The 25,767-nt window shown below is 68.3% G+C and carries 22 protein-coding genes and 1 pseudogene; 9 read left to right on the top strand and 14 right to left on the bottom strand.

Features of this window, described 5'->3' with window-relative positions:
* Window positions 1-165: pseudogene (locus AMS65_RS20405) on the top strand (dehydrogenase); the annotation flags it as partial.
* A 34-nt stretch (window positions 166-199) separates the two neighbouring features.
* On the opposite strand, the gene AMS65_RS16040 reads toward AMS65_RS20405, so the two are convergent.
* From AMS65_RS16040 to AMS65_RS16080, 9 genes are all read right to left on the bottom strand, one after another.
* The gene (locus tag AMS65_RS16040; protein ID WP_241489479.1) at window positions 200-937 is read right to left on the bottom strand and encodes an SDR family NAD(P)-dependent oxidoreductase; all 738 of its coding nucleotides are present in this window, start codon (window positions 935-937) and stop codon (window positions 200-202) included.
* Window positions 938-1,015: 78 nt separating this feature from the next.
* On the bottom strand, window positions 1,016-1,978 hold the full coding sequence (locus tag AMS65_RS16045; RefSeq protein WP_053385189.1) for a 3-hydroxyacyl-CoA dehydrogenase family protein: 963 nt from the start codon (window positions 1,976-1,978) through the stop codon (window positions 1,016-1,018).
* A 60-nt stretch (window positions 1,979-2,038) separates the two neighbouring features.
* The gene (locus AMS65_RS16050) at window positions 2,039-2,419 is read right to left on the bottom strand and encodes a cupin domain-containing protein (protein WP_053385190.1); all 381 of its coding nucleotides are present in this window, start codon (window positions 2,417-2,419) and stop codon (window positions 2,039-2,041) included.
* A gap of 26 nt (window positions 2,420-2,445) precedes the next feature.
* Entirely contained in the window at window positions 2,446-3,240 is a 795-nt protein-coding gene (locus AMS65_RS16055; protein ID WP_053385191.1) for an SDR family NAD(P)-dependent oxidoreductase, read from the bottom strand.
* A 2-nt stretch (window positions 3,241-3,242) separates the two neighbouring features.
* Window positions 3,243-4,121: an SMP-30/gluconolactonase/LRE family protein gene (locus tag AMS65_RS16060; RefSeq protein WP_053385192.1), complete on the bottom strand. Its 879-nt coding sequence runs from the start codon at window positions 4,119-4,121 to the stop codon at window positions 3,243-3,245.
* A gap of 84 nt (window positions 4,122-4,205) precedes the next feature.
* A complete protein-coding gene (locus AMS65_RS16065; RefSeq protein ID WP_053385193.1) occupies window positions 4,206-5,309 on the bottom strand; it encodes a sugar ABC transporter substrate-binding protein in 1,104 nt (367 codons plus the stop codon).
* Window positions 5,310-5,329: 20 nt separating this feature from the next.
* Window positions 5,330-6,391, bottom strand: coding sequence for an ABC transporter permease (locus tag AMS65_RS16070; protein ID WP_053385194.1), 1,062 nt, complete (start codon window positions 6,389-6,391; stop codon window positions 5,330-5,332).
* Entirely contained in the window at window positions 6,388-7,398 is a 1,011-nt protein-coding gene (locus tag AMS65_RS16075) for an ABC transporter permease (protein ID WP_053385195.1), read from the bottom strand. The genes AMS65_RS16070 and AMS65_RS16075 overlap by 4 nt, the downstream gene beginning before the upstream one ends.
* Entirely contained in the window at window positions 7,395-8,909 is a 1,515-nt protein-coding gene (locus AMS65_RS16080; protein ID WP_053385196.1) for a sugar ABC transporter ATP-binding protein, read from the bottom strand. The genes AMS65_RS16075 and AMS65_RS16080 overlap by 4 nt, the downstream gene beginning before the upstream one ends.
* A gap of 289 nt (window positions 8,910-9,198) precedes the next feature.
* Between AMS65_RS16080 and AMS65_RS16085 the strand changes: the two genes are divergently transcribed.
* Genes AMS65_RS16085 through AMS65_RS16105 form a run of 5 tightly spaced genes read left to right on the top strand, consistent with a single transcriptional unit; the run spans window position 9,199 to window position 14,842 of the window.
* Entirely contained in the window at window positions 9,199-10,254 is a 1,056-nt protein-coding gene (locus AMS65_RS16085; protein WP_075201049.1) for a LacI family DNA-binding transcriptional regulator, read from the top strand.
* Window positions 10,255-10,271: 17 nt separating this feature from the next.
* Entirely contained in the window at window positions 10,272-10,979 is a 708-nt protein-coding gene (gene fabG / locus AMS65_RS16090; RefSeq protein ID WP_241489480.1) for a 3-oxoacyl-ACP reductase FabG, read from the top strand.
* Complete coding sequence (locus AMS65_RS16095; RefSeq protein WP_053385199.1) at window positions 10,976-12,433, top strand: malonate decarboxylase subunit alpha; 1,458 nt, start codon at window positions 10,976-10,978, stop codon at window positions 12,431-12,433. Before fabG ends, AMS65_RS16095 begins: the two co-directional genes overlap by 4 nt.
* A 34-nt stretch (window positions 12,434-12,467) precedes the next feature.
* The gene (locus AMS65_RS16100) at window positions 12,468-13,649 is read left to right on the top strand and encodes a thiolase family protein (protein WP_053385200.1); all 1,182 of its coding nucleotides are present in this window, start codon (window positions 12,468-12,470) and stop codon (window positions 13,647-13,649) included.
* Between the two features lie 2 nt (window positions 13,650-13,651).
* Window positions 13,652-14,842: a glycerate kinase gene (locus tag AMS65_RS16105; RefSeq protein ID WP_053385201.1), complete on the top strand. Its 1,191-nt coding sequence runs from the start codon at window positions 13,652-13,654 to the stop codon at window positions 14,840-14,842.
* 382 nt (window positions 14,843-15,224) lie between these two features.
* On the opposite strand, the gene AMS65_RS16110 is transcribed toward AMS65_RS16105, so the two are convergent.
* Both AMS65_RS16110 and AMS65_RS16115 read right to left on the bottom strand, forming a co-directional pair.
* The gene (locus AMS65_RS16110; protein WP_053385202.1) at window positions 15,225-15,992 is read right to left on the bottom strand and encodes a response regulator; all 768 of its coding nucleotides are present in this window, start codon (window positions 15,990-15,992) and stop codon (window positions 15,225-15,227) included.
* A complete protein-coding gene (locus AMS65_RS16115) occupies window positions 15,989-18,334 on the bottom strand; it encodes a sensor histidine kinase (protein ID WP_053385203.1) in 2,346 nt (781 codons plus the stop codon). The genes AMS65_RS16110 and AMS65_RS16115 overlap by 4 nt, the downstream gene beginning before the upstream one ends.
* Before the next feature lie 262 nt (window positions 18,335-18,596).
* Here AMS65_RS16115 and AMS65_RS16120 point away from each other — a divergent pair, with 262 nt between their 5' ends.
* Entirely contained in the window at window positions 18,597-19,439 is an 843-nt protein-coding gene (locus AMS65_RS16120) for a DUF1684 domain-containing protein (RefSeq protein ID WP_053385204.1), read from the top strand.
* Entirely contained in the window at window positions 19,436-20,821 is a 1,386-nt protein-coding gene (locus tag AMS65_RS16125; protein ID WP_053385205.1) for an MFS transporter, read from the top strand. The genes AMS65_RS16120 and AMS65_RS16125 overlap by 4 nt, the downstream gene beginning before the upstream one ends.
* 73 nt (window positions 20,822-20,894) lie before the next feature.
* Here AMS65_RS16125 and AMS65_RS16130 read toward each other — a convergent pair whose 3' ends face one another.
* From AMS65_RS16130 to AMS65_RS16140, 3 genes are read right to left on the bottom strand one after another with little or no spacing between them, the layout of a single operon-like run.
* A complete protein-coding gene (locus AMS65_RS16130) occupies window positions 20,895-21,848 on the bottom strand; it encodes a TAXI family TRAP transporter solute-binding subunit (RefSeq protein ID WP_053385206.1) in 954 nt (317 codons plus the stop codon).
* On the bottom strand, window positions 21,845-23,350 hold the full coding sequence (locus tag AMS65_RS16135) for a sensor histidine kinase (RefSeq protein WP_053385207.1): 1,506 nt from the start codon (window positions 23,348-23,350) through the stop codon (window positions 21,845-21,847). The genes AMS65_RS16130 and AMS65_RS16135 overlap by 4 nt, the downstream gene beginning before the upstream one ends.
* Window positions 23,347-24,000, bottom strand: coding sequence for a response regulator transcription factor (locus AMS65_RS16140; protein ID WP_053385208.1), 654 nt, complete (start codon window positions 23,998-24,000; stop codon window positions 23,347-23,349). The genes AMS65_RS16135 and AMS65_RS16140 overlap by 4 nt, the downstream gene beginning before the upstream one ends.
* Before the next feature lie 218 nt (window positions 24,001-24,218).
* On the opposite strand from AMS65_RS16140, the gene AMS65_RS16145 reads away from it, so the two are divergent.
* Window positions 24,219-25,649, top strand: a complete 1,431-nt coding sequence (locus tag AMS65_RS16145; RefSeq protein ID WP_157502374.1) for an MFS transporter — start codon at window positions 24,219-24,221, stop codon at window positions 25,647-25,649.
* Window positions 25,650-25,767 lie beyond the last annotated feature (118 nt).

Consider the following 25,767-nt stretch of genomic DNA (forward strand, 5'->3'; position numbering starts at 1 on the left):
GCGTCCGTCGACCCCTGGCGCACCCCGGCGAAGGGGATCTACCTGTGCTCCTCCTCGGCGCCCCCGGGCCCCGGGGTGCACGGCCTCTCCGGCTGGTACGCCGCACGATCGGCGCTGCGCCACGAGTACGGTCTCCGCTCGCCCGAACTCGGGCTCGAGCAATAGGCCTGAGAGCAACGTATCTCTACATCGTCGAGATTCAGTGCATGTACAGCCCGCCGTCGACGTTCAGCGTGTGGCCGGTCACGAAGCCGGCGTCCTCGCTGATGAGATAGCTGACCGCTGCCGCGATGTCGCGCGGGGTTCCGATCCGCGGCAGAACCCCGTCAGCCGCCATGAGCTCACGGCGCTCCGGAGTCAGTTTGCCGCCCATGAACTCGGTGTCAACGGGCCCGGGCGACACCGTGTTCGCGGTCACGCCGTGCGGCCCGAATTCACGGGCGAGAGAGCGCATGAGACCGATGATCGCGGCTTTCGAGGATGAATAGGGCGTCTTCGAGTACGTGCCGCCACCGCGCTGTGCGGAACAGGATGAGATGCCGACGATACGGCCCACCCCGTTGCGTACCAGCGACGCTGCAACGCGCTGCGTGACCCAGTGCGTGCCGTCGAGGTTCACCCGCATGACTCGGTGCCACTCCTCGGGGTTCAGCTCGAGGTACGGGACGGGAGACGAAACGCCCGCACAAGTGACGAGCGCCACGAGTTGCGGCAGGGCTTCCTCGAGCCGGTCGACGGCGGCGTGCACTGCGGCGCGGTCTGCGACATCCGCGCCGACTCCGGTCGACTGCACCCCGTAGGTGGCGCTCAGTTCGAGAGCGGCCTGCTCAGCGGCAGCGGCATCGATGTCGATGATCCCGACATGCCACCCCTGCGCGGCGAGGAAGTCAGCGGTTGCCCGGCCGATGCCGCCGGGATTGGCCGCGCCAGTGAGCACGACCGTTCGTTCAGTGGGAAATTGCGCGTTCACGAATGCCTTCGGGGAGTGAGAATGAATATGGAGAAGCCGTGCGGATCAGGCGGTCGGCGCCGGGCCGAGCTCATCGATCAACTTGCGAAGACCGACGTAGGCGCGGTTGCGATATGAGATGAGGTCCGCGGTCCGCTCCGCGGGGATGGGAAGAAACCCGCCACCGCTCTTCGTGCCGAGCTTGCCGGACGCCACGAGCTCCGTGAGCTTCGCCGGGGTGGCGAAGCGCTCGGGGAACTCCGTCTGGAGCGATGCATAGCAGAACGCGTACACATCGAGCCCCGCCATGTCGGCAATGGCGAACGGCCCGAAGAACGGCAGCCGGAAGCCGAAACTGGTACGGACGATCGTATCGATCTCTTCCGGCCCCGCCACCCCTTCCTCGACGAGCTGCGTCGCCTCATGGAACAGCGCGTATTGCAGCCGGTTCATCACGAAACCGGTCGCATCACCGACCTCGGCGCTCTCCTTGCCGATGGAGGCCACGATCTCTCGAACGCGAGCGACGACACCCGGGTCGGTACCCGCGTGGGTGATGATCTCGACCCCGGGAATGAAGGGCGAGGGGTTCGCGAAGTGCACGCCGAGGAATCGTTCAGGATTCGAGACCGGCTCCGCCAGCCTGCGGATGAGAATGGTCGAGGTGTTCGTGCCGATGATCGCATCGGCCGGCGCTGCAGCGGCGATCCGGCGCAGCGTCGCGTGTTTGATCTCGATCTTCTCGGGCACCGCCTCGGCGATGAACGTCGCGTGCGCGACCGCGCCCTCGAGCGTGTCGGCGTGCAGGTTCGCTTCGATGAGATCGGCGGCATCGGCGGGGAACAGACCATCGGCGACGAACTGCTCCGCCTCGGCGATGAGGCGCACACGGTTGCGCTCCGCCGTGGCGAGGTCGAGATCCGAGATGTGCACCTCGGCACCCGCCAGCGCGAGGACCTGCGCGATCCCACCCCCCATGTAACCGCTGCCGACGACGGCGTATACGGGCTGTGCCTCAGTGCTGGACATGGGTGCTCCTCGTGTTCATGGACGATGCGGTGTTGTTGCCGGGGTGGGTGCGATCGGTGATCAACTGTTCGGGTCGTGGACATCGGCGAACTGATCCGCGCTGAACGGCGGAGCGACGGCGCAGAGCACGCGCAGCGGGACCTCGCCGGTGTTGCGGAGCTGGTGCAGTTCTCCGGCGGCGACGACCACCAGGCTTCCCGGACGAACCGGCACCGGGGTGCCGTCGACGACGACCTCGCCGACACCCTCGTGAACGAAGAAGCTCTCCTCCTGGGCGTCGTGAATGTGCGGATTCGATTCGGAACCGGCGGGGACGACGCTCATCCCCACCCACAGGCTCTCGGCCCCGGTCCCCCAGGGGGTGTGGAGATGCTTGATCTCTCGTTCGTAGGGCGCGCCGAATCGCGTGCCCTGGACATCCTCGATATGCGTACGATGCATGGCTTGGCTCCTTTGAGGGGGGGGTTCTAGTACATGACTGCGCCGGCAGAGACGTTGATGTCCTGTCCGGTGATGTTTCGGCTGCGGGGATCCAGCAGGTACTCGACGCTCGCGAGCACGTCATCCGGAGACACCGTCGACCGGGTGGCGGTGCCCGAGACCAGATCGGTGCGCACCTCCTCCGCCGGGATGCCGAGAAGCTCGGCTTGAGCGGCGACCACTCCGTCGAAGCGCGGGCCGTCGAGGAGCCACGGTGAGACGACGTTCACCGTGATTCCATCGGGCCCGAGCTCGGTCGCGAGGGTGCGGGCCAGGCCGACGAGCGCGAGCTTGCTCGCGGCGTACGGAGTTCGTCCGGGGAGCGGCCGCTTCCCGGTGACGGAACCGATGATGACCACGCGGCCGGCTCCGCGCTCGATGAGGCGCGGAGCCGAGAGCTTGCAGAGCCGGAAGACCGACGTGACGTTGATGTCGAACGTCTCGCTCCACTCATCATCCGAGACATCCTGGATCGCCGCGGTCGGCCCGGCGACCCCGGCGTTCGCGATGACGCCGTAGAGGCCACCGGGAGCCGACTCCGCGAGGGCGATCGCGCGATCGAGCGCTCCTGCGTCGCGGGCATCACCCGTGACGGGCAGGAAGGCGCCACCGGTCGCGGTGATCTCGCCTGCGAGCCGGAGGAGTGCATCCTCGGAGCGCGCAAGGCCGATCACGGTGTATCCCGAGGCGGCCAGGCCGCGGGAGAGGTCCTCTCCGAGCCCCCGCGCCGCCCCCGTGATGAGTACGGCCGGACGCGAATTCTGACCGCCGAGCCGGGGCACGCCTACGCTCCGAACCGGTGCTCGGGAAGACCCTGGATGCCGAGGCCCGTGATCGCGAAGACGCTTCCGCGCTGCACCGGGTCGTCCGGGAATCGGGGCAGCGGCGGCTTCGACATCGAGGTGACATAGAGCGTGTCGAGATTCGGGCCGCCGAACATCACACTGGTGACCTTCTTCACGGGCATCTCGATGACGCGGTCGACTGAGCCGTCAGGGGCGTAGCGCACGAGCTTGCCGTCGTAGACCAGCGCGTTCCAGAGGTAGCCCTCGCTGTCGACGGTCGAGCCGTCTGCGCCACCGCCGCGAGACGTGTCCACCTCGCCGAACGTGCGGCGGTTGCGTGCGTCACCCGTTTCGAGGTCGTAGTCGTACGCCCAGATCTCGCCGGACCAGGTGTCGCTGAAGTAGAAGATCGATCCGTCGGGCGACCAGCAGGGCCCGTTCGAGACGATGAGTCCATCGTCGAGCGTGCGGAGCGAGAAGTCGGTGTCGAGCGAGTAGAGGGCGGCGGTGCGCCCGTCCTCGTTCTTGTTCATCGAGCCGAAGACGAAGCGGCCGCGTGCGTCGACCTTGCCGTCGTTGAGACGGTTCTGAGGAAACTCGGGCTCGGGATCGAGAATGAGCTCAGTATCTCCGGTGGCGAAGTCGAGCGTGTGCAGGCCGTTCTCGAGGGCGAGGATGGCGCCGCTCGCGTCCGCGCGGAGTGCCAGCGAGCCGATCAGCCCGGGAGTGTCCCAGGCCCGGAGCTCGGTTCCCTCAGCGGTCGACCGGAAGACCTTGCCGCTCTTGCTGTCGATCCAGAACAGACGCTCGAGCTCGGGGTCCCAGAGGGGGCCCTCGCCGAGCTCCGTTTTCACATCTACGAGGATGTCAATGTTCATGGTCAGTGTGCTCCATTCGAGTGCATCAATACGCCGGTGCTGAGTGGGGGATCCGAAGCGATCCCCCACTCAGGAATGACGGGACTACCCCACGTCCATGCCCAGCAGGGTGTCGAGGTCGATACCCGCGGTCCACTCGGGGTGCCACCAGTCGGCCATGAAGCCGTCGGAGACCATTCCCTCGGGGAAGGTGTTGCAGCCGGCCTCGAGCTCATCGGTCGAACCGGTCTCGCACATCTTGAGGTCCTCCTGCGTGACCCAGTCGAAGCCGACGTCGATCGTCGCGGGGAACTCTTCACCCTCAAGCGCTTGAACGGCCATGTGCAGCGCAGCTGCGCTCTGCCACGGGGGCGACCCGGCCGATCCTCCCCTGAGGCCGTTATCGACGTACTCGGGATCCTGCAGGTGCAGGCGGTAGAGGTTCTCGGCCTCGGCGATCATCGGCACGAAGGGGCGACCGGCGGCCTCAAACGCGGCCGGGACGGCGACGCCGCCGACCTGCGCCCAGACGCCGTCGATGTCGTCGAAGGCTGCCAGGAATCGGCTCATGCACTCGCCGGCCGGGCCCTGGGCCCAGTCGCCCGCGCACGAGTCGAGCACCTTGATGCCGCGCTCTTCGAAGACCGCGCGGGCCGCGTTCGTGCGATCCTCATCCACCGACGTGCCCGCAACGCCCGTAATCAGTACGACGTTGCCGGTGTTTCCCATCAGATCGGAGAGGTACTCCGCGCCGACCTTGCCGAACTCCCCCTGATCGAATGTCACGTTGTGCGCGCAGGGCTCGGTGACCACCGCGTCATACGTGAACATCGGGATACCCGCGTCGCACCCCTGCTTGATCACCTGGTTGAGAGCGGTAGGGGAGATCGGGTAGATCAGAATCGCATCGTACTGAGCGGAGATCATCTGCTGGATCTGCGAGATCTGCGTCTGGGCATCGGTGCCCGCGATGAAGGTCTCGACGGAGGCGACTTTGTCCTTGAGCGCGTCGGATTCAGCCGCCGCGTACACCAGGCTCTGGGCCTCTCCCTGCCAGTCGTTCCCCGAGTAGCTCATGCTCAGCGCTACTCGGTAACCGTCGCCCGTGCCGGCTGCGTCGCCGCCGGTGTCTCCCGAGGAACATCCCACGAGGGTCAGCGCGCCTGCCGCAACAAGCGCGAGCCCCGCGAGGATTCTCTTCTTGTTCATACTGTGTGTTGCCCTTTCTGCTACTGCTGATGGAGAAGGTCATGGGGTGCGGCGGGATCCTCGGAGACCCGCCGTCTGCGTTGCCGGAACTCGATGCTCGCGAACACCACGGCAACGAGGATCACGAAACCCTGCACGATGGTGCGCACGGCCTCGGGGAGTTGGAAGGTCATGAGCAGCGTGACGAGCATGCTCAGGAGGATCGCGCCGCCGAGGGTGCCGAGGAAGTGACCGCGACCGCCCGCGAAGGCTGCACCGCCGAGCGCCACGACGGCGACCGACATGAGCAGGTACGGCGACCCCATCGCGAGGTAGCTCTGGCCGGCGAGCCCGGAGAGCATCATGCCCGCGAGTGCGGCGGAGACCCCGGAGATCATGTACGTGGCGATGATGATGCCCTTGGACCGCACTCCTGCCAGCCGTGAGGCCGCCGGGTTGAGGCCCACCGCTTGGTACTCGCGGCCGAAGCGCGTCTGGCGGTGCACGAAACACACGATCACGGTGAGGATGATCAGTGCGGGAATGACGGCGGGCATGCTCCCGGCCGAACCCTTCATGAAGTGCGCGATCGCGGGAGGCGGCGAGCCGGTGACGGCCCCTCCGGTCCAGCCGAGGGCGCTGCCCTCCAGTATGGCGCTCAGTGCGAGCGTCATGACCACGGGGTGGATGCCGAAGAAGGAGACTCCGAAGCCGTTGATCATACCCATCGCGGCGCCGAAGAGCACGGCAACGGCGGCCCCGAGCAGGAACCGATCGTTCGAACCGCCCGACACGCTCGTGAAGAGGATCGCCGAGGAGGAGAGCACCCAGGGGATCGACATGTCGATGCCGCCCCCGAAGACGACGGTTCCCTGCCCGAGACCGGCGACCGCAGTGATCGCGGCCAGGGAGACGATGGTCTGCATGCTCGAGATCCCGGCGAGGTTCGGGCGGATGAGCAGCATCAGGAGGTACACCAGGACGACGACGACCCACACGACGGTGACGGTCCGACGTGCGTCGCCGAGATCGAGCGGTCCACGCCGCCGACGTGATCGCTGCACCCCGAGGACCGTGGTGTCGAAGGTCACTTTCTGATTCATGCCGAGGCTCCTTCGAGAGTGATGGACTGCTGCCGGTTCCGCTGCAGAATCGTGACCGCGATGATGCTCTGGACCCCCAGCGCGATGAGCAGCAGAACGCCGCGCCCGATCGTGCCCCAGAAACTCGCGAACCCGAGCACGAAGAGCACGTTGACGAGGATCGTCACGCAGAAGGCGCCGAGCATGGCCCCGATGACCGAACCGCGGCCCCCGCCGAGCCGGAGCCCTCCGACCACCACCGCGGCGAAGGCGCCGAGCAGATAGGCACTGCCGATCTGCGAATCTCCGCCGGACGTCTGCGATGTGAGAGCGACACCCGCCAAGCCGTACAGAGCGCCCGCGAGGGAGAAGGCGACGAGCTTGACCTTGCGCACCTTGATGCCGGAGTACTGCGCCGACTCCTCATCGCTGCCCACCGAGATGAGCTGCGCGCCGAGGCGTGATCGACGCAGGAACACCCAGCCGAGCACGACGAGCAGCATGACGAGCAGACCGACGGGAACACCGCCGATGTCGGATGTGACGAACCCGATGACCGAGAACCCCTCCACGGGCTCCAGGCCACGAGGCTTCGGGAGCATCAGAAGCGCGAGACCCGAGTAGATGAATCCGGTGGCCAGGGTCACGACCACCGGCTCCAGACGGAACGTGGTGACGATCAGGCCGTTGATCAGTCCGGCGAGGGCGCCCAAGGCGATCGAGATGAGCACCCACAGCGCCTGCTGCCCGACGTCGCCGCCGAAGTTGATGGTCAGAACGGCGTTCGTCACCGCGATCACACCGGCCGCCGACATGTCGAGGCCGCCGACGAGCACCACGAAGGCGAGACCCGCCGCCGCGAGGGCGAGAGTCAGGCTCGCGTTGATCAACGTGTACTTGATCTGCGCCGGCGAGAGCGCCCCGGGAGAGAGCGATGCGTAGATCGATATGAGCACGACGGCGAACAGTACGGGAACGATCAGTCCGCTCTCGGCGAGCCGCTGGGCGGCACTCTTCAGGGGCTTCATCGGCTCGCTCCGATCGCTGCGGACATGAGGTTGTGCTCTTGCAGATCTTCGCCCTCGAACTCGGCTGCGACCGTGCCCCGGTAGATCACGAGCGCGCGGTGGCACAGATTCACGATCTCGGGAATCTCCGTCGAGTACATGAGCACGGCTTTCCCCTGCTCCGCATACCCGCAGATCAGGCGGTAGATCTCGTACTTCGTGCCGACGTCCACTCCGCGCGTGGGATCGAAGAGCAAGAGCACGTCGCTGTCGTTGGCGAGCGCCTTGGCGAACACGACCTTCTGCTGATTGCCGCCGCTCAGCGACCGAACCGGATCGTCGATCTTGGTCTCGTCGACCTGAACCGAGCGCATGAGATTGCGCACCCTCGATTCCTCTTTCGCGTCGTTGATCCAGAACCCCGTGGTGACCTTCCGCAGGATCGAGAGCGCGATGTTCTTGCGAATCGACATGTCGAGGATCGCACCGAGCGTCTTGCGCTCCGCGGGGACGAGTGAGATGCCGTGCGCACCCTTGCCCGGGCGGAGCGCATCGGCCGGAGAGGACGCGCGGAACGGAGCTCCATTGAGCTGGATCGTGCCGGTGCTCCTGCGACGCACCCCCGCGAGCACCTCGAAGACCTCCTCCTGGCCCTGCCCGTCGAGCCCGGCCACACCGACGATCTCACCGGCCCGGATCGAGAGATCGAGGTCACGGAGCTGCCGCTTCGTGCCGACCGACTCCGCGCGGAGAACCACGGATGCGCTCGGGTCGAAGGCCGGCCGTTCCGGATAGGCGGACTCCAAGGATCGGCCGATCATCTGCTCGATGACCGTGGTCCGGTCGTACGCCTGCCGTTCGACGCTGTCGACGATCAAGCCATTGCGCTGCACGTATATCTCGTCGCAGAAGCGTTCGATCTCTTCGAGCATGTGGGTGATGATGACGACGGCTCCGCCGGATGCGGTGACTCGCGTGATGACGCCCTCCAACCAATCGACATCTGCCGGGAGCAGGGCGCTTGTCGGCTCATCGAGGATGAGCACCTGGTGGGGGCGGTTGACGGCGCAGAGGATCTCTGCGAGCTGCTGGTCGCGGAGCGACAGCGAATCAAGCCGGGAGGAGGCATCGATGGACGCGATCCCCCACTCCGCGGCGAGCTTCTCCGCATAGCGGAGCTGCTTCCGCCGGCCCGAGACCCATCCATCCTTGCGCTGCAGCTGGATGTTCTCGGCGAGGGAGAGATCCGGGATCAGGCTGAGCTCTTGGAACACCGTGCTGACGCCGAGATCCCGCGCATCCTGGGGGCCGCGCATGGTGACGGTCGCACCGTTGATCAGAATCTCGCCGCTATCCGGGAGGACCGCGCCGCACATCGACTTCACGAGGGTCGACTTGCCGGCGCCGTTCTCTCCGACGAGCCCGTATACCCGTCCACTGCGCAACGCAACGGAAACGCCCTTGAGCGCTTGCGTAATGCCGTAGCTCTTGCGGACATCCCGCATTTCGAGCACGAACTCGGATTCGCTCATACTGACCCCTTCGGCCGAAAAAGCTCAACTTCTGTCAGCTGCGTGCTTCGCGAGCGAGCGCCGTGATGAGGGGCTGTCCGCGCTGACAGTGAACACTGATTGCAGGACCATCGTGCGCGTGAACCCGAGCGTTAAGCAATGTTCGAATGAACTTCACTCCGAAGTCGCGTCTTGCGGTCTAATGGGCCTGTAGTACCGCGTGGCAACAGTGCTTAACGTTGCTGAAGCATTTTCAGTGTACCTACCTTGGGACCCCAGGGACGCGGAATCAACGGAGGTGAAGTTCGAGATGTCGACACGCAACGCGACGGCAGTCCGCCCGAAGAATCGCATTTCTGCAGCTCAGCTCGCCCGAGCCGCAGGGGTGTCCTCCGCCACGGTGTCGTACGTGCTGAACCGCCGTCCTGGAGTCTCTGAGGGGACGCGGCAGCACGTGTTCGCCATCGCCGCCGAGATCGGCTTCTCGCTCGAGGGGATGAACCCTCGGGGGGACCGGCAGCGCATTCTCGGACTCGTGCTCTCGAATATCGCGAACCCGTTCTATCCCGAGCTCTCGGTCGGGTTCTCGGAGGCGGCGCAGCAGCGCGGATACGACGTCTTCCTATCGCACACCCACGACGACCTGGAGTCGCTCACGCGGTCGATCGAGGCGATGCTCGATCGCAATGTCGAGGGGGTCGCGCTGGCGATCGCCCGGTCTGACAACGCGAGTGCGGTGCGGCGGCTGCGACAGGCCCGGGTGCCGCTCGTGCAGCTCTCCCGCAAGTTTCGGCACGTCGAGGCCAATTTCGTCGGGATCGACGACCAGAGTTCCGCCGCGATAATGATGCGTCACGCGCTCGGCCACCAGCGTTGGCCGATCGCGACCGTCATCGGCCCTCGAACCTCGTCAGCCTCGTCAGGTCGCGAGGAAGGATTCGTCGCCGAAGCCCTCCGGGCCGGCGTCACCATTCCCGGAGCGCTGCGCATCAGCGCGCCGCTGTCGCTGCAGAGCGGTCGAGATGCGGCCCAGACGCTCCTGTCGTCCTCCAACCCACCGCGATTCATCCTGTGCGGCGCGGACATTCTCGCGCTGGGCGTGATGAGCCAGGCGCTCGACATGGGGCTTCGGGTTCCCGAGGACGTTGCGATCTCGGGGTTCGACGGCATCGACATCGCTGCCACGCCGATGGTGGGCCTCACCGGCATCGTGCAGCCGCGGCGCGACATGGCGCAGAGCGCCGCCGACCTCTTGATAGACCACATCGAACATCCCGAACGACCCGCAGACACCATTACGCTTCCGCACTCCGTACGAATCGGCACGAGCTGCGGTTGCACCCCGAAAGGAAGAACAAGAACATGAGTTCACCACTACGGACCGTGTTGGTCACAGGAGCTGCCCGCGGCATCGGCGCGGGCATTGCGGAGACTCTCGCAGCTCGCGGGTTTGCAGTCGTCATCGCCGACGTCAACGCGGAGCAGGCCGCAGCGACCGCCGCGCGACTCGGCCCGGAGCACGAGGGCATCGCGTTGAACGTGACCGACAGCGAGAGCGTCGACCAGGTGATCGACGAGCTCGCTGCGCGGCCGGGTGGCCTGTACGGCGTCGTGAACAACGCGGGCATCAACCGCGATGCCATGCTCCACAAGATGACCAATGATCAGTGGAATCAGGTGCTCGCAGTGGATCTGTCCGCGGTCTTCTACGTGAGCCGTGCGGCCGCTCGCCACCTTCGCGAGAACAAGCGGGGGCGCATCGTCAACATCTCGTCCGCCTCGTGGGAGGGCAACATCGGCCAGGCCAACTACGCCGCGGCGAAGGCGGGTGTCCTGGGCCTGACATTCACGCTCTCGAAGGAGCTCGCGCGTTACGACGTCACCGCCAATGCGATCTGCCCGGGCTTCATCGAGTCCGAGATGACGAACGCGCTGCCGGAGAAGGTCTACCAGGCGCAGTTGGGCAAGATTCCGCTGGGTCGTGCCGGCTCGCCCCAGGACGTGGGCGCCGCCGTCGCATATTTCCTGAGCGACGAAGCGTCCTACATCACCGGCCAGGTGCTCGAGGTCGGCGGGGGGTACCAGATATGAGCCCCCGGATCATCCCGGCCGAGGCTGTCGCCGACCTGATCCAGGATGGGCAGACCGTCGGTACCGACGGGTTCACCCTGATGGGGGTCGCCGACGAGGTCTACGCGGCGATCCAGCGCTCGTACCTGGAGACGTCATCACCGTCGGGACTCACGCTGTTCCACATCTCCGGCCAGTCCAACCGCGAGATCGGCATGGAGCGCTGGGCCGAGCCCGGGCTTCTCCGCCGGATCGTCGGTTCGCACTGGGGACTCGCGCCGCGTATGGGCACCCTCATCAACGACGATGGCGTCGAAGGGGTCTGCCTGCCGCAGGGTCAGGCATCGAATCTGCTGCACGCGATCGCCGCGGGTCGCCCGGGCAATCTGACCCGTGTCGGTCTCGGAACCTTCGTCGACCCGGACCATGAGGGTGCTCGGGTGAACGCGAGCGCGCAGCGGGCGCTCGATCCTTCGGCCTATGTCGAGAAGGTGTCGCTCAGCGGCGAGGAGCACCTCCTCTACAAGACGTTCCCGGTCGATGTCGCGATCTTTCGCGGCACCCGGATGGATCGGCACGGCAACATCTCCCAGAGCGGTGAAGCCGCGGGGCTCGATGCGCTGGCCCTGGCGCAGGCGGCGCGGAACTCCGGCGGGATCGTCATCTGCCAGGTGCGGGAGGTCGTCGAGGATGGGGAGATCCTCCCGCGCGACGTCACCGTGCCCGCCGCCCTCGTCGACTACGTCGTCGTGACGAGTGACGCCGCCGCGTTCCACCGCCAGTCGGACTCGGTGGTCGACGACGCCGGACTCATCAGCGGCGTGATCTCGGATGCAGCGCTCACCGAGCTGCTCGGATCCCGCGAAGTCGCGCCCGAGCGCATGGCGATCGGGCGCCGGGGCGCTGATCTCGTCGAGCCGGGTGACATCATCAACGTCGGCACCGGTATCCCGGGTGACACGATCGGTGTCGCGCTCGCCGAGAAGGGGCTGCTCTCCGAAGTCACGATGTCGATCGAGTCGGGTGTCTACGGCGGTGTCCCGATGGGCGGCACGGACTTCGGCGCGGCCCAGCACCCGTCCGCGATCATCTCGCACAGTGCGCAGTTCGATTTCTATACGGGCGGCGGCGTCGATATCGCCTTCATGGGAGTCGGGCAGGTGAATGCTGCGGGCGATGTGAACGTTTCGAAGCTCGGGGGCCGCCTGATCGGGTGCGGCGGCTTCATCGACATCTTGAGCGGCGCGAAACGCGTCTGCTTCCTGATGTCCGGGGCCGGACGCCACCCCAAGTTCGTGGACGAGATCGACCATCTCACGTTCAACGGTCGCGAAGCGCTCAACAACGGGCAGAAGGTCTACCTGGCCACCGAAGACTACACTCTGGAACTCACAACCGATGGGTGGACCGTGCTGAACTGCGAAGACTCCGACGAGGCGCGGGAACGGCTCGCGATAGTGCCGCTCGCCGCGTAACCGAACGACGCACGAGTTTCGAGAAAGGACGAACATGATCACCAACGACCCCATCATCATCGTGGAGGGCGCCCGGACGGCGGTGGCCTCATTCGGCGGCGGATTCAAGGACGTGCCGGCGCACGTGCTCGGCGCCACGGCCGTCAAGGAAGCGCTGAACCGCGCGGGCCTGAGCCCGAATGATCCCGAGGAGTTCGTCATGGGCTGCGTCGGGCAGGTCGGACCGGACGCGTTTCTCGCCCGACGTGTGGCTCTCGAAGCAGGAGCGGATCCGTCGTCGACCGCACTCACCGTCAATCGGCTCTGCGGTTCGGGCCTCCAGGCGATCGCGACCGCTGCTTCTGAGCTGCGCGAGGGAGAGTCGTCGATCGTGGTCGCCGGCGGCGCCGAGAACATGACCAGGCAGCCGTTCATGGATTTCCAAGCTCGGAACGGATACCGGCTCGGACACCACGAGCTGGTCGACGGCACGCTGTCGCTCGTCACCGATCCCTGGGGTGAGTACCCGATGGGGCGGACCGCCGAGAACGTCGCCGAGCGCTTCCGCATCTCCCGCGAAGAGCAGGACGCCTTCGCGCTCGAGAGCCAGCGACGCGCTGCCGCGGCGCAGGATGAGGGGCTGGTCGATGGCGAGATCGCACCGGTGACCGTCTCGTCGCGTCGTGGCGACACCGTCGTAGACCGCGACGAACATCCCCGCAAGACATCGCTCGAGGCGCTCGGCAAGTTGCGCCCTGCATTCAGCAAGACCGGATCGGTCACCGCAGGCAATGCCTCGGGCATCAACGATGGTGCCGCGGCCCTCGTCCTCGCACGTGAGAGCGAGGCCGATCTGCGGGGATTGCCCAAGCTCGCCGAGTTCGTCGCATTCACCAAGGTCGGAATCGCACCCGAGATCATGGGATACGCCCCGACCGCGGCCATCAGCAAGGTGCTCGACAAGGCCGGTCTCAAACTCTCTGACATCGGCTGGATCGAACTCAATGAGGCCTTCGCGTCGCAAGCCGTCGCCGTCGTGCGCGATGCCGGCCTCGACCCGGAGATCGTGAATCCCTTGGGCGGGGCGATCGCCTGGGGCCATCCGGTCGGCGCGACCGGCGCCATTCTGACCCTCCGCACCATCTACAACCTGCGGCGCCTCGGTCGGGAGTACGGTCTCGTCACCATGTGCATCGGTGGCGGCCAGGGCGTCGCGGCGATCGTCCGGGCGTACTGATCATGCCGGCCCGGCAGGCCGAGCGGCCCGCGCTGCGGGTGCTCATTGCGTTCGATTCTTTCAAAGGATCGATCACCGCGACGGAAGCCTGTCGGGCTTCGGCGACGCTCCTCGCGGAGCGGTTCGGGACGCGGGTCTCGGTCGCCGCGACGCCCCTCGCCGACGGCGGAGAGGGCAGCCTGGAGCTGTTGCGGACGCGGGATCGGTCCACGACGGTCACGGTTGCGGGGGTCGACGCGATCGGCCGGCCGCGCTCCGTCGAGTACCTCATGAACGACGCCGACCGTGTCGCGTACATCGAGGTGGCCCAAGCGGTCGGGCTGCCCGAGGTCTCCGACGTGGCGCTGCGGCCGCTCGAGGCGTCCTCCTACGGCGTGGGCATCGTGGTCGATGATGCGCTCGATCGAGGTGCTCGACGCATTGTCCTTTTCCTCGGAGGGAGTGCCACGAGCGACGGAGGGGCCGGCATCCTCGAGGCGCTCGGCGCTCGGCTTCTCGATGCGCAGGGCATGCAGCTGGCACGAGGCGGAGGCCCGCTGCAGCACCTCTCCCGGATCGACCTCTCGGGATTGCGGCCGGAGGCCCGGACCGTGGAGTGGGAGTTCGTCGTCGACGTCATGGCACCGCTCCTCGGGCCGACCGGTGCCGCGCAGCGCTATTCTCCCCAGAAGGGGGCGGATCCTGCCCAGGCCGTTCACCTCGAACATGCGCTCGACCACGCGGCGACACTGCTCGAGCGCTTGGCCGGCAGCGAGCTCCGGGACCGGACGGGCATGGGCGCCGCGGGCGGCATGCAGCTCTTCCCCGCAGCCGTATTCTCGGCGGAGACGACCGCGGGCGGCCCGTTCCTCGCGGATGAAACCGGTGCGCTCGCAGCACTCGCGAACGCCGATCTCGTCTTCACCGGCGAAGGAAGATTCGACGCGCAATCTCTCGACGGAAAAGTCGTGGGCACCCTCGTCCGGGCCGCGGAGGCGGTGCACCCGCGGCCCGCGATCATCGTCGTCGCGGGCGATGTGCGCGAAGCATCGCGGTTGAGGGCGGCGGGAGCGCTCGAGGGCATCGCTGGAGTGTTCGGGATCGCCGAGTCAGCTGCCGACCTCGGGGAACTGCAAGCGGATGCGGCCGGTCTGGTGTCGCGTCGCGTGGCCGACCTCGTGTCGGTCGTGCTCTCCACCGAGCCCGAAGGGTGAGTGCCACGACGAGGTCGAGGATCGCAGCCACCGGTTCGCCCGGGGGATTTCTCGTTCCGGGGGCCGGACCCAGGCCCGGGTCCCGAGCCTGCTGGCGGCCGCTACCGCGGAAGATGACACCGGCCTCATGCACCGCGTCCGAGGGACCTTTGGGTGGAGGAACGGACTGCGGACGTGAGGCCGGCCAGGAGACCCGCTGGCGGCATAGTCGTGGGGGACGGACCGTTCAGCGAGTTCGATCGCCCCAATTGCAGCAGGGCGATCCCTGAACGAAAGACGGTCGGAAAGCCTGGAGGGAGTTCCCGCCTGCTGACCGATATCCAGAAACTTCAGGTTAGGCTCGCGAGGCACCACGGACGAAGCCTGCGCGGCATTTGACCCCCTATCCGGGGTCAGCCGTGCTCCGAGTCGGCGAGATCGAGGCCGCGGGATCGGGACTGCGCGGGTCGGGACTGCGTGGGTCGGGACTGCGTGGATCGCGAGGCAGCGAGGGATCGAGGTACCCGTCTGCCCAGGCCACGCGCCCGTAGTCGAGTTTCGACCGCACCGCGACGCCGACGGCGGCGTACTTCTTCTTGACGCGGTCGAGGTACTGCTTCGCGGTTTCACGGCCGATGTTCATCGCCGCGCCCACCTCTTCGACGGTGAGGCCGGAGGCGTAGAGCATCAGTGCGCGCTCCTCCTGGATGCTCAGGCCGGGTCGCTCCGGGTCCCCGGCGATAACGGCCGCGAGCTCCGTGGTCATCCACTCCTCACCGCGAAGCACCGCCTCGACCGCAGCGAGGATGTCCTCTTCGCGGTCGCGCTTTCCGACGACGCCGGCGACCCCGGCGCGCACGATCCCCCGTACGAGCGGCGGTGACGCGAGAGCCGAGAGCACGAGGATCCGGAGACCTCCCTTGACCATCGCTTCGACGGCCGCGACGCTGACACTCGGTTCGCGATCCACCATCAGGTCGAGAACCAGCAGGTGCGGGCGCTCCTCGCGCGGCGCGGCCTGCACCCAGTCGATGAATTCAGGGGTCGACGAACCGCTGAACACGATCCGGTAGGCGCCGGTACGGCCCAGCAGCTCTTCCGTGCGGACTCGCTGCAGCAGGTGATCCTCCACGATGGCAACGCGGAACGGTGCCGCTGGCCGCTGCGTCATCGTGCGCCTCCGATCAGTTCTCCCTCCGGCTCCCCCGCAGCCGTCTCGTCCCGGCCGGAGCAACCGGTAAGAGCAGCATAGCGAGTGAAGGAGACCTCCAGGAGTTCGAGCGAGCCGAACCGGTCATGACGCACGGATCCGCCGCGCTGCTCGGGCGGGCGCAGCCCCTCGCCGGTGAGGGTGAGATGCAGCCCCTCCCGCACCGGGAAAAGAGAAGCGGACAGGGATCCGCCCGGAGGCGCAGCATCCAGACTCGCGAGGATCGTCGTCCCGATCTCCCGGGCGACATCGTCGTCCCAGGCATCGACGTCGCCGAGGCGCAGCTTGAAATCCACGTCGCGCTCGCGTGCGTGCCTCAGCATCGGCACCAGCTCGGGGCTGAGATGGACGAGCGTCGGGCTGACCTGCACGAGCTGCCGCAGGTACCGCTCCTCCCGATCGCACGAACAACGGATGTCCTCATCGCTCGGAGTGCGCGCCCCGCTGCCGATGTCCTGCAGAATCGCAACCGCCGAGTCCAGCCCCGCATCCGTCCATCGTCGGTAGCTCGACTGCGATGCCGCCTCGAGTTCCGACTGCAGACGGGCGGCGAAAAGCCGCTGCCGTGATCCCGCTTCCCGTTCGGACAGCCTCACCACGAACGTCTGGAACATGGCCCACACCCCCGAGAATCCGAGCCCCACGCACCCCGCGACCAGCACGATCTCCGCCGCCGGCACGGACTCGGGTACGACGGCCACCGCCATCGTGGCCACGAGCCCCGCCCAGACCACCGCACCCGCGGCCGTCCAGCTCCGCCCCGGACGCAGCGAGAGCAGCAGCACGAACGGACCCGTCGCCGCGAGCGCCTGCCAGTGCGCGGCCCCGACCAGGCCGAACGACGTCGCCCGCCCCGAGAGGAAGAACGTCACCAGGGTGCAGACCATGAGCATCGACGGCAGCAGGATCCGGCTGCGCCGCAGGCCCTGCAGCCGGAAGAGGAGCACCGCGAGCATCATGACCCCGACCATCGGTATGAGCGCGAAGCCCTCGTTCGTGCCTCCCGCGATGATCAGGACGACACCGACCACTGCGACCCCGGTGCCCCAGAGCTCCCCCGAGCGCCGGTGCACCGACTCGATCGGAGGCATCAGATCCCGAACGATCGGGGCTCGGGCGTGCGTCTCGTCGTCGATGCGCACCGTGAGCGTCACCACGGTGCCCGTTCCCGGCTCGCTTTCGACATCAGCCGCGAAGCCGTGCGATTCCGCTCTCCGCAGGATCGACGCGTCCACTCCCCGCCCGCGCGGCAGAGGTCCCGCGAAACCGACACCGGAATCACTCACCCGGATCGTCGCGCTCTCTCCGGTTCGGGAGAGATCGATCCCGACGCAGTCCGCGCCGGAGTGCTTCGTCGCGTTCGTCACGGCCTCGCGCACGCACCCGACGATACCCGCGATGGTTCGTTGCGGGAGGGCCGCTTCCAGACGATCGAGCTCCTCATCGGCGAGCCCGCTGCGGACAGCCGGCAGGCCGGGCTGCGTGAAGACGTCCCGCAGCCGGGCCGCCTCCCGCTCCGGCCCCGCACCGCGCAACTCGGCGAGCAGCGCCACATCACGCGCGCACTGGCGCCGCACCTGCTCGATGTCGCTCGCGCCGACACCGGCGTTGGCGATGGCTCCGAGGGTATTGATCGCGGTGTCGTGCAGCACCCGCGACTCCTCGGCGAGCCGAGCACTCCGGTACTGCAGCGATTGCGTGCGCAGCTCCTCGGCCTCCGCCTCGCGCGCGCTGTCGTCCGCGGCAACCGCCTGCGCGATCAGCGCCGACAGCCCCAGCCTGATCGCGATGATGATCGATGACTGCGTGACCACGATCGAGAGCGGGAGCTGCAGCCCCCACTCGGGGAGCATCGCCAGCAGCACTGCGGCGGTGCAGAGCGCCGACACGACCACGAGCACGATCGTGGAGCGGCGGAGCATCAAGAGCCCGGCCACGCAGCTCGAGAAGTTGATCTGCCAGCAGGCCGCGAAGGTGAGCACCGAATCGATGTCGCCGCTCGCCAGATAGCTCCAGATTCCGCTCGCCACCATCGCGGGGGCGATCACCGCGGCGAGCGCTGGAATCCGAAGAGCAGCCAGCGCCGCGGCTCCCGCTGCGACCTGGGCGAGTGCGAGCGGCCAAGCGGTGGCCCCCAGATCGACGATCGTCGCCCAGAGCATCACGAGCTGCCACCCCGCGGCAGTCACCAGCACGACGCGGGAGATCGACTTCAGCAGCGACCTGGTGGCTCCGCCGTGGCGCTGCGGCGTCAGCCCGGACGCGGACGAAACCCCGAGCCTGGTGGTCAGAAACTGCCGCATGAATGATCCTCTTCGATGCCACTCGGGGCGGTCCCCCGCAGAACGTAGCTTAACGGCCGTGCTGGTCGGCCCTGCTGGTCGGCCGTGCTGGTCGGCCGTCTCGACCGCCGTGCTCGTCCGCCGTCCCGACCGACCCGGCATCACGGAGCCGCGGCCGTGCCCCATCTCACCGCAATACGGCGACATGAACGGAATGGCGACCCCGCAGACCCGGTTATCGTCGGCATACCGCCCCGCCGTCCGACGCTCTGAGGAGGAGCCCATGCCGCACTCGACCGACCCCCGCGATCCAGAGGCATTCATCGCCGCACACGAATCCTGGCATGAGCAGGTGGAGGCGGGCCGCACCGCACCGCACGGCCCGCTCAGCGTGACCGCCCTGCACTGGCTCACGGAGACGCCCCAGCAGTACGCCGGAGCTCCCGGCACCTGGCGGGCCGATCACCGAACCGGCGTCGCCACCGCGGAGATTCCGGAGGACGCCGGGGTCACCCGGGATGGAACGCGCCTCAGCGGAGATGTGCGGTTCGAGCCGCTCAGCGGCATCGAGTCGCTGACGCTCGAATGGGGCGAGAGGCGGATCGAGCTCGCGGCGCGGAGCGGCCGGATCGTGCTCCGGCCGCGCGATCCCGATGCCCCGGATCGCGTGGACTACGCCGGCACCGAGACATTCCCGCCGTCGCCCGAGTGGGTACTCCGGGCGCGCTTCGCACCGGCGCGCCGGGAGGGCGTCGAGGTGGACTCGGCGGCGGGGCCGACGGCGAAGCAGCACTACGACTCCCCCGGCACCGCTGAGTTCGAGGTCGACGGCGAGACGCTCCGGCTCACGCTGTTCGGCGAGAACGACGGTTCGCCGCTGCGGGCGCTGTTCGCCGATCGCACCGGAGAGGATCTCACCTTCCCGGCCACCCGCTTCGTCGGCGTCACCCGCATCGACGACGGCACCGTCGAGATCGACTTCAACCGCACGACCAATCTGCCCTGCGCGTACTCGGCGAGCGCCACCTGCCCCTTCCCGCCGCCGGAGAACCGTCTCCCCGTACGGATCGAGGCCGGCGAACTGCGCCCGGGGATCAGGCGAGCGGATTCCACGACGAGCCGGTGAGCGACCGCAGCCGCGCCGCCGCGCTGTGGTGCTGCATCGGAGCAGGCTTCGCGACGCTCGTCGACTCCGCGGTGATCGCCTACACCGCACCCGCGGTGAGCGCCGATATCGCTCGCACGGCCTCCGAGGTGCAGTGGTTCCTCGCCGCCTATTCCCTCACCTTCGGCCTGGGACTCGTGCCCGCCGGCCGCCTGGGCGACGCCTACGGCCGGCGCGGCCCGCTGCTCGCCGGGCTGGGGCTGTTCCTGATCGGGGCTCTGCTGTCGGCGTTCACCCCGGGAATGGCCCTGCTCGTGACCGGCCGGCTCGTGCAGGGGCTCGGCGCCGGGGTCATCAGCGCCCAGGTGCTCGGCCTCATCCAGGATCACTACGTCGGCAGCGAGCGTCTCCGGGCGCTCGGCCTGTACACGGCGTCGGGCGCCGCCGCAGCTATGGTCGGCCCGCTGCTCGCGGGAGGAGCGCTCCTGGTGCTCGAGGAGCGCATCGCCTGGCGGGTGATCCTGCTGCTCCCCGCGCCCTTCATCACGGCGACGCTGTGGATCGCCTGGCGATACCTGCCGCGGGAGCACCGCACGCGCACCGCGCGCGTGCCGCTGGATATGCCCGGGATCGTGCTGCTCGGGGCGCTCGTGGTGACGGCCACGCTGCCCGCCATCGACCCCGGTCTGCCGCCCGGCGCGGTCGCGGCTGCGGCCGTCGCGATCGCCCTGCTCGGGGGCGGCCTGGTGTGGTGGGAGCGCCGCTACCATCGCACGGGCCGGATGCCGCTGTTCGCGCCGGCGCTCATGAGGTCACGCGGCTTCGTCGCCGGCAACGTGGTCGCGCTCCTCTGGTTCGGGAGCCTGCTGGCCTCCGGCACCGCCGCCACCATCTATCTGCTGCAGGAGTTGAGGATCCCGGCTCTGATGCTCGCGCTGGTGCTCATCCCGAGCTCGCTCGCCAGACTCATCGCGGCGCGCTACAACTCGCGCGTGTTCGCGCGATTCGGAGCGGGCACCGTCAGCCTCGGCATCGCGGCAGAGGCCATCGGGCTCGGCGCACTCGCGGTCTGCGCCGCCCTCATCGACGGGTGGGCCTTCGCACTGGTCTTCGCGGGGCTTCAGCTCGTGCTCGGGGTGAGCAGCGGCCTGACGGAGCCCGCGATCAGGGCCCTCACCCTGAACCACGCCCCCGGCGACATGGCCGGTGTCGCCGCGTCCTTCCTGCAGCTGACCCAGCGTCTCTCCGCCACGTTCATGGTCGCCCTCGCGACGGGGCTGCTCATCGCCGGTGGAGTCTCAGCGGACTCGCTCCGGCAGGTGCTCGTCGTGTGCGCGGCCCTCATGGCGGTCTCGATGCTGGTGAGCTGCCTCCCCGCGTTCCGGGCGCCCTCACGCGGTTGACCGTCCGGGTCGGCGGCGACGCGACGGCGACACTGCGACACTGCGACCGAGGAGGGCCCGCCTCCCGGCCTCTCTACCCGTAGCGCTCCCGGTACCGCTGCCGAGCCGCGGGATGGAGCGGGATCGTGCCGGTGTCGATCAGACCGGCAGGCGTGAGGAACTGCAGGCCGACCGTGCCCTCCGGTACCAGGGCGTGCGCGTCGTCGATCAGCACGTCGACGAGCGCGCGGGCCGCGGCGTCCGAGAGGGTGGTCTGCGCGAGCAGCAGGTTCGGGATCCCGATCGTCGGTGCCGGCCTGCGGATGCCGTAGACGCCGGCGGGAACCCGTGTCGCCAGGTACTGATCCGGATACGCCTCGTCGAGCAGCGGCATGGCCACCGTGAGATCGAGCAGCTCGAGAGGCGTCTCGCGAGCGAGACCCGCGATCTCGGGCGTCGGAATGCCGCCCGACCAGAAGAGGGCGTCGACCCCGCCCGATGCGAGCGCGTGCAGCCCATCGGTGAGCAGGTGCTCGTGCAGCACCGGCTCGTTCCCGCCCCCGTTCATGCCCATCGCCGCCAGCACCCGCCGTGCGGTCCGCGAGGTGCCGGAACCCGCCGCCCCGATCGAGACCGGCCGGCCCGCGAGGCCCGCGAGATCCGCGACGGGGCCGTCCGCGCGCACCAGGCACTGCAGATAGTTCTGGTAGACGCGGCCGAGCGCGACGATGCCGGCGTCTCCGGCACCACCGGCCTCGGCGACGCTCTCCTCCGCCGTGTCCGCGAGCGAGATCGCCAGATCGACCGCGCCCTCGCCGAGCAGGGCCACATTGTCCGCGCTGCCACCGGTCTCCACCAGATCGACCAGAGCCGTGCCCCGGGCGCGCAGCGCGTCGCGCAGCAGCTCTCCGAACTGGATGTAGAGCGCGCCCGGCTGGCCGCACGCCATCGCCAGCGCCGTGGCGGGCGGCCTCGTGCACCCGGCGAGCGAGAGCAGAGCCCCCGATGCGAGCCCGATGAGCGCGTGACGACGTGTGATCCCGCTCATGCGATCCGCAGCCTCACGCTCGTGCGCAGTCCGCCCTCCGGAGCGCGGTCGACCGCGACGGTCGCCCCGTTCGCGTGCGCGAGCTGCTCGATGATCGCGTATCCGAGCCCGCTGCCCTGCTGATCGCGGTGCGCAGCCGACCGCCAGAAGCGCGTGCCGACCCGCGCCAGATCGTCGTCGTCGAGCCCGGATCCCGAGTCGCTGATGACCAGCGTCGTTCGCGCGGCACCGGGGTCAGCACCCGGGTCGGCGTCGGGGTCGGCACCGGGACCGGCACCGGGGTCAGCGCCCGGGCCGGCACCGGGCTCGAAGCCGATGCGCAGCGTCGATCCGGCGGCGTACTTGCGCGTGTTGTCCACGATGTTCTCGACGATCTCCTCCAGATCGCCGCGCCGGCAGCGGAGATGCTCCTCGGCGCCGAACGTCTCGACCTCGACCCCGGCCTCAGCGAGCAGTTGCCGGTGCGGTTCGATCAGCGAGGCCGCTGAGACCACGCACTCGGGTGTTCCCGGCCGCACGGCGGCGGCCGTGGCGCGGTGCTCGGCGTTGGCGAGCACGAGCATCCGGTCGACATCTCGCTCGAGGCGGTCGAGATCGGAGGCGATCGCCGCCAGTTCCACGGCGGTGATCTGCACCGCGGCGGTGTCACCCGCGCCCGGCTCGGCGGACTCATCGTCGGCGGTGTCGCGCCCGCGCACGGGCGCCGGATACGACAGGGCGTCGATGCGCAGGCGAACCGCCGCGAGCGGGTTGCGCAGCTGATGGGCGGCATCGGCGACGAGGCCCCTCTGCTGCTCGAGCGTGCGCTCGACGCTCTGCGCCATCCGCTCGAACGAGTGGACGAGGCGGCGCAGCTCGGGCGGACCGGACTCGTCGGCGGGTTCGAACTCGCGCTGCTCGGCGAGCGCGTTGGCCGCGGCGTCGAGTTCGAGGACCGGGCGGACCACCCACCGCGTCCAGTAGACGGACGCCGCGAGCAGCGCTGCGAGCAGCGCCGCGCCCACCGCGCCCGCCAGCATCCAGCTCGCCAGCACATCGGCCTTCGCCGCGGACTGGTTGACGACGAGCGCGACAGCCCCGTCGGGCGCGCTGCCGTCGCTGGAGAGGGGCTCCCCCATGACCCGATTCGTGTCGCTCCACGGGTAGACGGTCGGCAACGTCCACTGCGGCACCCCGCGCAGCGCCGCGTCCAGGACCGCCGACACCTCGTCGTCGAGAGAGACGTCCCCGACCGAGGCGACGACCTCTCCGGCGCCGTCGACCACCAGCACCGCTTCGCCGTAGGTATCGTGGAACCGCTCGAGGTACCGGGAGAGCGCTACCGTGTTCCCGTGCTCCACGGCGGCGAAGGCGCGCTGCAGGATCTGATCGATCGACCCCGCCCGCTGCAACTGGATCTGCTGGGTGCGCGACTGGGCGATCGCCTCCCCCGCGGGGACGAGGATCGCGATCACCGTGAGCAGCCCGAACACGAGGAGCGGGAACAGTACCCGGCGCTTCATGCCGGTTCTTCGAGGCGGAAGCCGAACCCGCGGATCGTCGTGATCGTGAGCATCGGCATCTTCTGACGCAGCTGCGCGAGGTGCACGTCGAATGCCCGGGAGGTCGCGGCGTATCCGTCGCCCCACACGCCGTCGAGCACGCTCTGACGGCTGACGGCCGTGCCCGCGTTGCGCGCGAGCACGGTCAGCAGGGCGAACTCGGTCGGCGTCAGCTTCACCTCCGCGTCCCCGTGCAGCACCCGCCTCGCCGCGGGATCCAGCACCACCTCGCCGAGCACGATACGGTCTGCCGAGAGACCGCCGTACCGCCGGGCGACGGCGGCGAGCCGCGCGAGCAGTTCGTGCAGCCGCACCGGCTTCACGAGATAGTCGTCGGCGCCGAGCCGCAGCGCCTGCACGGTCGAGCGCTCGTCCCCGCGCGCAGTCACGACGATCACCGGCATGTCGCTCACCACTCGGAGCTGCCGCAGCGCGTCGAGGCCGTCCATGTCCTCGAGTCCCAGGTCGAGCATGACGACGTCGGCGTCGCGGTGCTGCGCCAGCATGTCGCTGCCGCGAGCGACACGGGTGCAGCTGTTCCCGGCGCGGGTCAGCACGGTCATGAGAGCCGTCGCCACCGACGGATCATCTTCAGCGACCAGTACACGCACGAAACCCAGTATGCACGCGCCGGGCGGGGAACACGAGCCGCACGGGCCACCACCGCCCGCCGCAGCACCCGATGCCCGGATCCCGATCCTCCATCGGTTACCGGTGTGTAAAGGGCGTGTTAAGGATTCCGCACGGTCGCGACCCCGCAGCCCCACAATGGCCTGGTACCCGAGGTCGGAGGCGGTCAGCCCCTCCCCTCACGAAGATTGGAATGTCAATGTCAACGACGACGAAGGCCTCACCGACGATCCGTCGCTCGATCTCGAACACGCTGAAGGGCTCCGCGGGCAATCTCGTGGAGTGGTACGACGTCTACGTCTACTCCGTGTTCGCGAGCTACTTCGAATCACAGTTCTTCCCAGCCGACGAGAAGAACTCGACCATGTACGTCTGGGCGATCTTCGCCGTCACCTTCCTCATGCGCCCCATCGGCTCCTGGTTCTTCGGCCGCTTCGCCGACCGCCACGGCCGACGCCTCGCGCTGACGGTCTCGGTGTCGCTCATGGCCGCCTGCTCGGTGATCATCGCGGTGGCGCCGACGGCGGAGACCATCGGCGTCGGCGCCGTCGTGATCCTCGTGTTCGCGCGGCTGCTGCAGGGATTCGCGACGGGCGGCGAGTACGGCACGAGCGCGACCTACATGTCCGAGGCGGCGATCTCGGGACATCGCGGCTTCCTCTCCTCGTTCCACTACGTCACCCTCGTCGGCGGTCACGTGCTCGCGCAGCTGACGCTCATGATCATGGTGCTGACCATGCCGGCCGAGGCGATCTCGGCCTGGGGCTGGCGGGTCGCCTTCGCGATCGGCGGCGTCGGCGCGCTGGTCGTCTTCCTGCTGCGGCGCACGATGGACGAGACGCTGCAGACCTCGGCGCTCGAGGCCGTCCGCTCCGGCCGTTCGCAGCAGTCGGGCTCGATGCGCGAACTGCTGCTGCACCAGTGGCGTCCGCTGCTGCTGTGCTTCCTCGTCACCGCCGGCGGCACCGTGGCCTTCTACACCTACTCGGTCACCGGCCCGAACATCGTGAAGGGCGCCTTCGCGGGCGACGACGTGCTGGCCGGCACGCTCATCAACCTCATCGCGCTGACGGTGCTCATGCTGCTGCAGCCGCTCGGAGGCTGGATCTCGGATCGCGTCGGGCGCAAGTCGCTGCTCGTCTTCTTCGGCATCGGCGGTGTGCTCTACACCGGCGTCCTCCTCACCGCGCTGCCCCAGCAGAACAACCCCGTGACCGCGTTCGGACTGCTCGTCGTCGGGTTCGTCATCCTCTCCGGATACACGTCGATCAACGCGGTGGTGAAGGCCGAGCTCTTCCCGACGCACATCCGCGCGCTCGGTGTCGGCTTCGGCTACGCGCTCGCCAACTCGGTCTTCGGCGGCACGGCCCCGATGCTCTACAAGGGGGCTGAGGCGACCGGGCAGGTGCCGCTCTTCATCGTCTACGTCACCGGCGTGATCGCAGCGTCCCTCATCGTGTACATCTTCTTCCTCAAGAACAAGGGCCAGAACTGGCTCGATGACGAACAGGGGATGCGCGCACGGATCGCCCCCGAGGCCGGCGGAGTCGCAGCCGGCACCGCGGCCGGAGACGCGGCGCCCGCAGCGGTGCCGGCGCGGAGCGAGGCGCAGGCCGAGGTCCGGGTCTAGCCGGATCTGCTCCGCGGCCGCGGATCCCGGAACGGGTCTCTCAGTGCGTGCGCCGATAGAGACCGCCGGTTGAGCGAGCGGAGCGAGTCGAAACCTGATTCTTCGGTGATTTCGACTC

The organism is Leucobacter celer subsp. astrifaciens, assembly GCF_001273835.1.
GTDB classification, from domain to species: domain Bacteria; phylum Actinomycetota; class Actinomycetes; order Actinomycetales; family Microbacteriaceae; genus Leucobacter; species Leucobacter celer.

Excerpts from the sequence above, each read along its gene's own strand:
- AMS65_RS16045 (WP_053385189.1), bottom strand. The coding sequence starts at position 1,978 with ATGTCCAGCACTGAGGCACAGCCCGTATACGCCGTCGTCGGCAGCGGT.
- AMS65_RS16050 (WP_053385190.1), bottom strand. The coding sequence starts at position 2,419 with ATGCATCGTACGCATATCGAGGATGTCCAGGGCACGCGATTCGGCGCG.
- AMS65_RS16060 (WP_053385192.1), bottom strand. The coding sequence starts at position 4,121 with ATGAACATTGACATCCTCGTAGATGTGAAAACGGAGCTCGGCGAGGGC.
- AMS65_RS16065 (WP_053385193.1), bottom strand. The coding sequence starts at position 5,309 with ATGAACAAGAAGAGAATCCTCGCGGGGCTCGCGCTTGTTGCGGCAGGC.
- AMS65_RS16070 (WP_053385194.1), bottom strand. The coding sequence starts at position 6,391 with ATGAATCAGAAAGTGACCTTCGACACCACGGTCCTCGGGGTGCAGCGA.
- AMS65_RS16075 (WP_053385195.1), bottom strand. The coding sequence starts at position 7,398 with ATGAAGCCCCTGAAGAGTGCCGCCCAGCGGCTCGCCGAGAGCGGACTG.
- AMS65_RS16080 (WP_053385196.1), bottom strand. The coding sequence starts at position 8,909 with ATGAGCGAATCCGAGTTCGTGCTCGAAATGCGGGATGTCCGCAAGAGC.
- AMS65_RS16085 (WP_075201049.1), top strand. The coding sequence starts at position 9,199 with ATGTCGACACGCAACGCGACGGCAGTCCGCCCGAAGAATCGCATTTCT.
- AMS65_RS16095 (WP_053385199.1), top strand. The coding sequence starts at position 10,976 with ATGAGCCCCCGGATCATCCCGGCCGAGGCTGTCGCCGACCTGATCCAG.
- AMS65_RS16100 (WP_053385200.1), top strand. The coding sequence starts at position 12,468 with ATGATCACCAACGACCCCATCATCATCGTGGAGGGCGCCCGGACGGCG.
- AMS65_RS16105 (WP_053385201.1), top strand. The coding sequence starts at position 13,652 with ATGCCGGCCCGGCAGGCCGAGCGGCCCGCGCTGCGGGTGCTCATTGCG.
- AMS65_RS16110 (WP_053385202.1), bottom strand. The coding sequence starts at position 15,992 with ATGACGCAGCGGCCAGCGGCACCGTTCCGCGTTGCCATCGTGGAGGAT.
- AMS65_RS16115 (WP_053385203.1), bottom strand. The coding sequence starts at position 18,334 with ATGCGGCAGTTTCTGACCACCAGGCTCGGGGTTTCGTCCGCGTCCGGG.
- AMS65_RS16120 (WP_053385204.1), top strand. The coding sequence starts at position 18,597 with ATGCCGCACTCGACCGACCCCCGCGATCCAGAGGCATTCATCGCCGCA.
- AMS65_RS16130 (WP_053385206.1), bottom strand. The coding sequence starts at position 21,848 with ATGAGCGGGATCACACGTCGTCACGCGCTCATCGGGCTCGCATCGGGG.
- AMS65_RS16135 (WP_053385207.1), bottom strand. The coding sequence starts at position 23,350 with ATGAAGCGCCGGGTACTGTTCCCGCTCCTCGTGTTCGGGCTGCTCACG.
- AMS65_RS16145 (WP_157502374.1), top strand. The coding sequence starts at position 24,219 with ATGTCAACGACGACGAAGGCCTCACCGACGATCCGTCGCTCGATCTCG.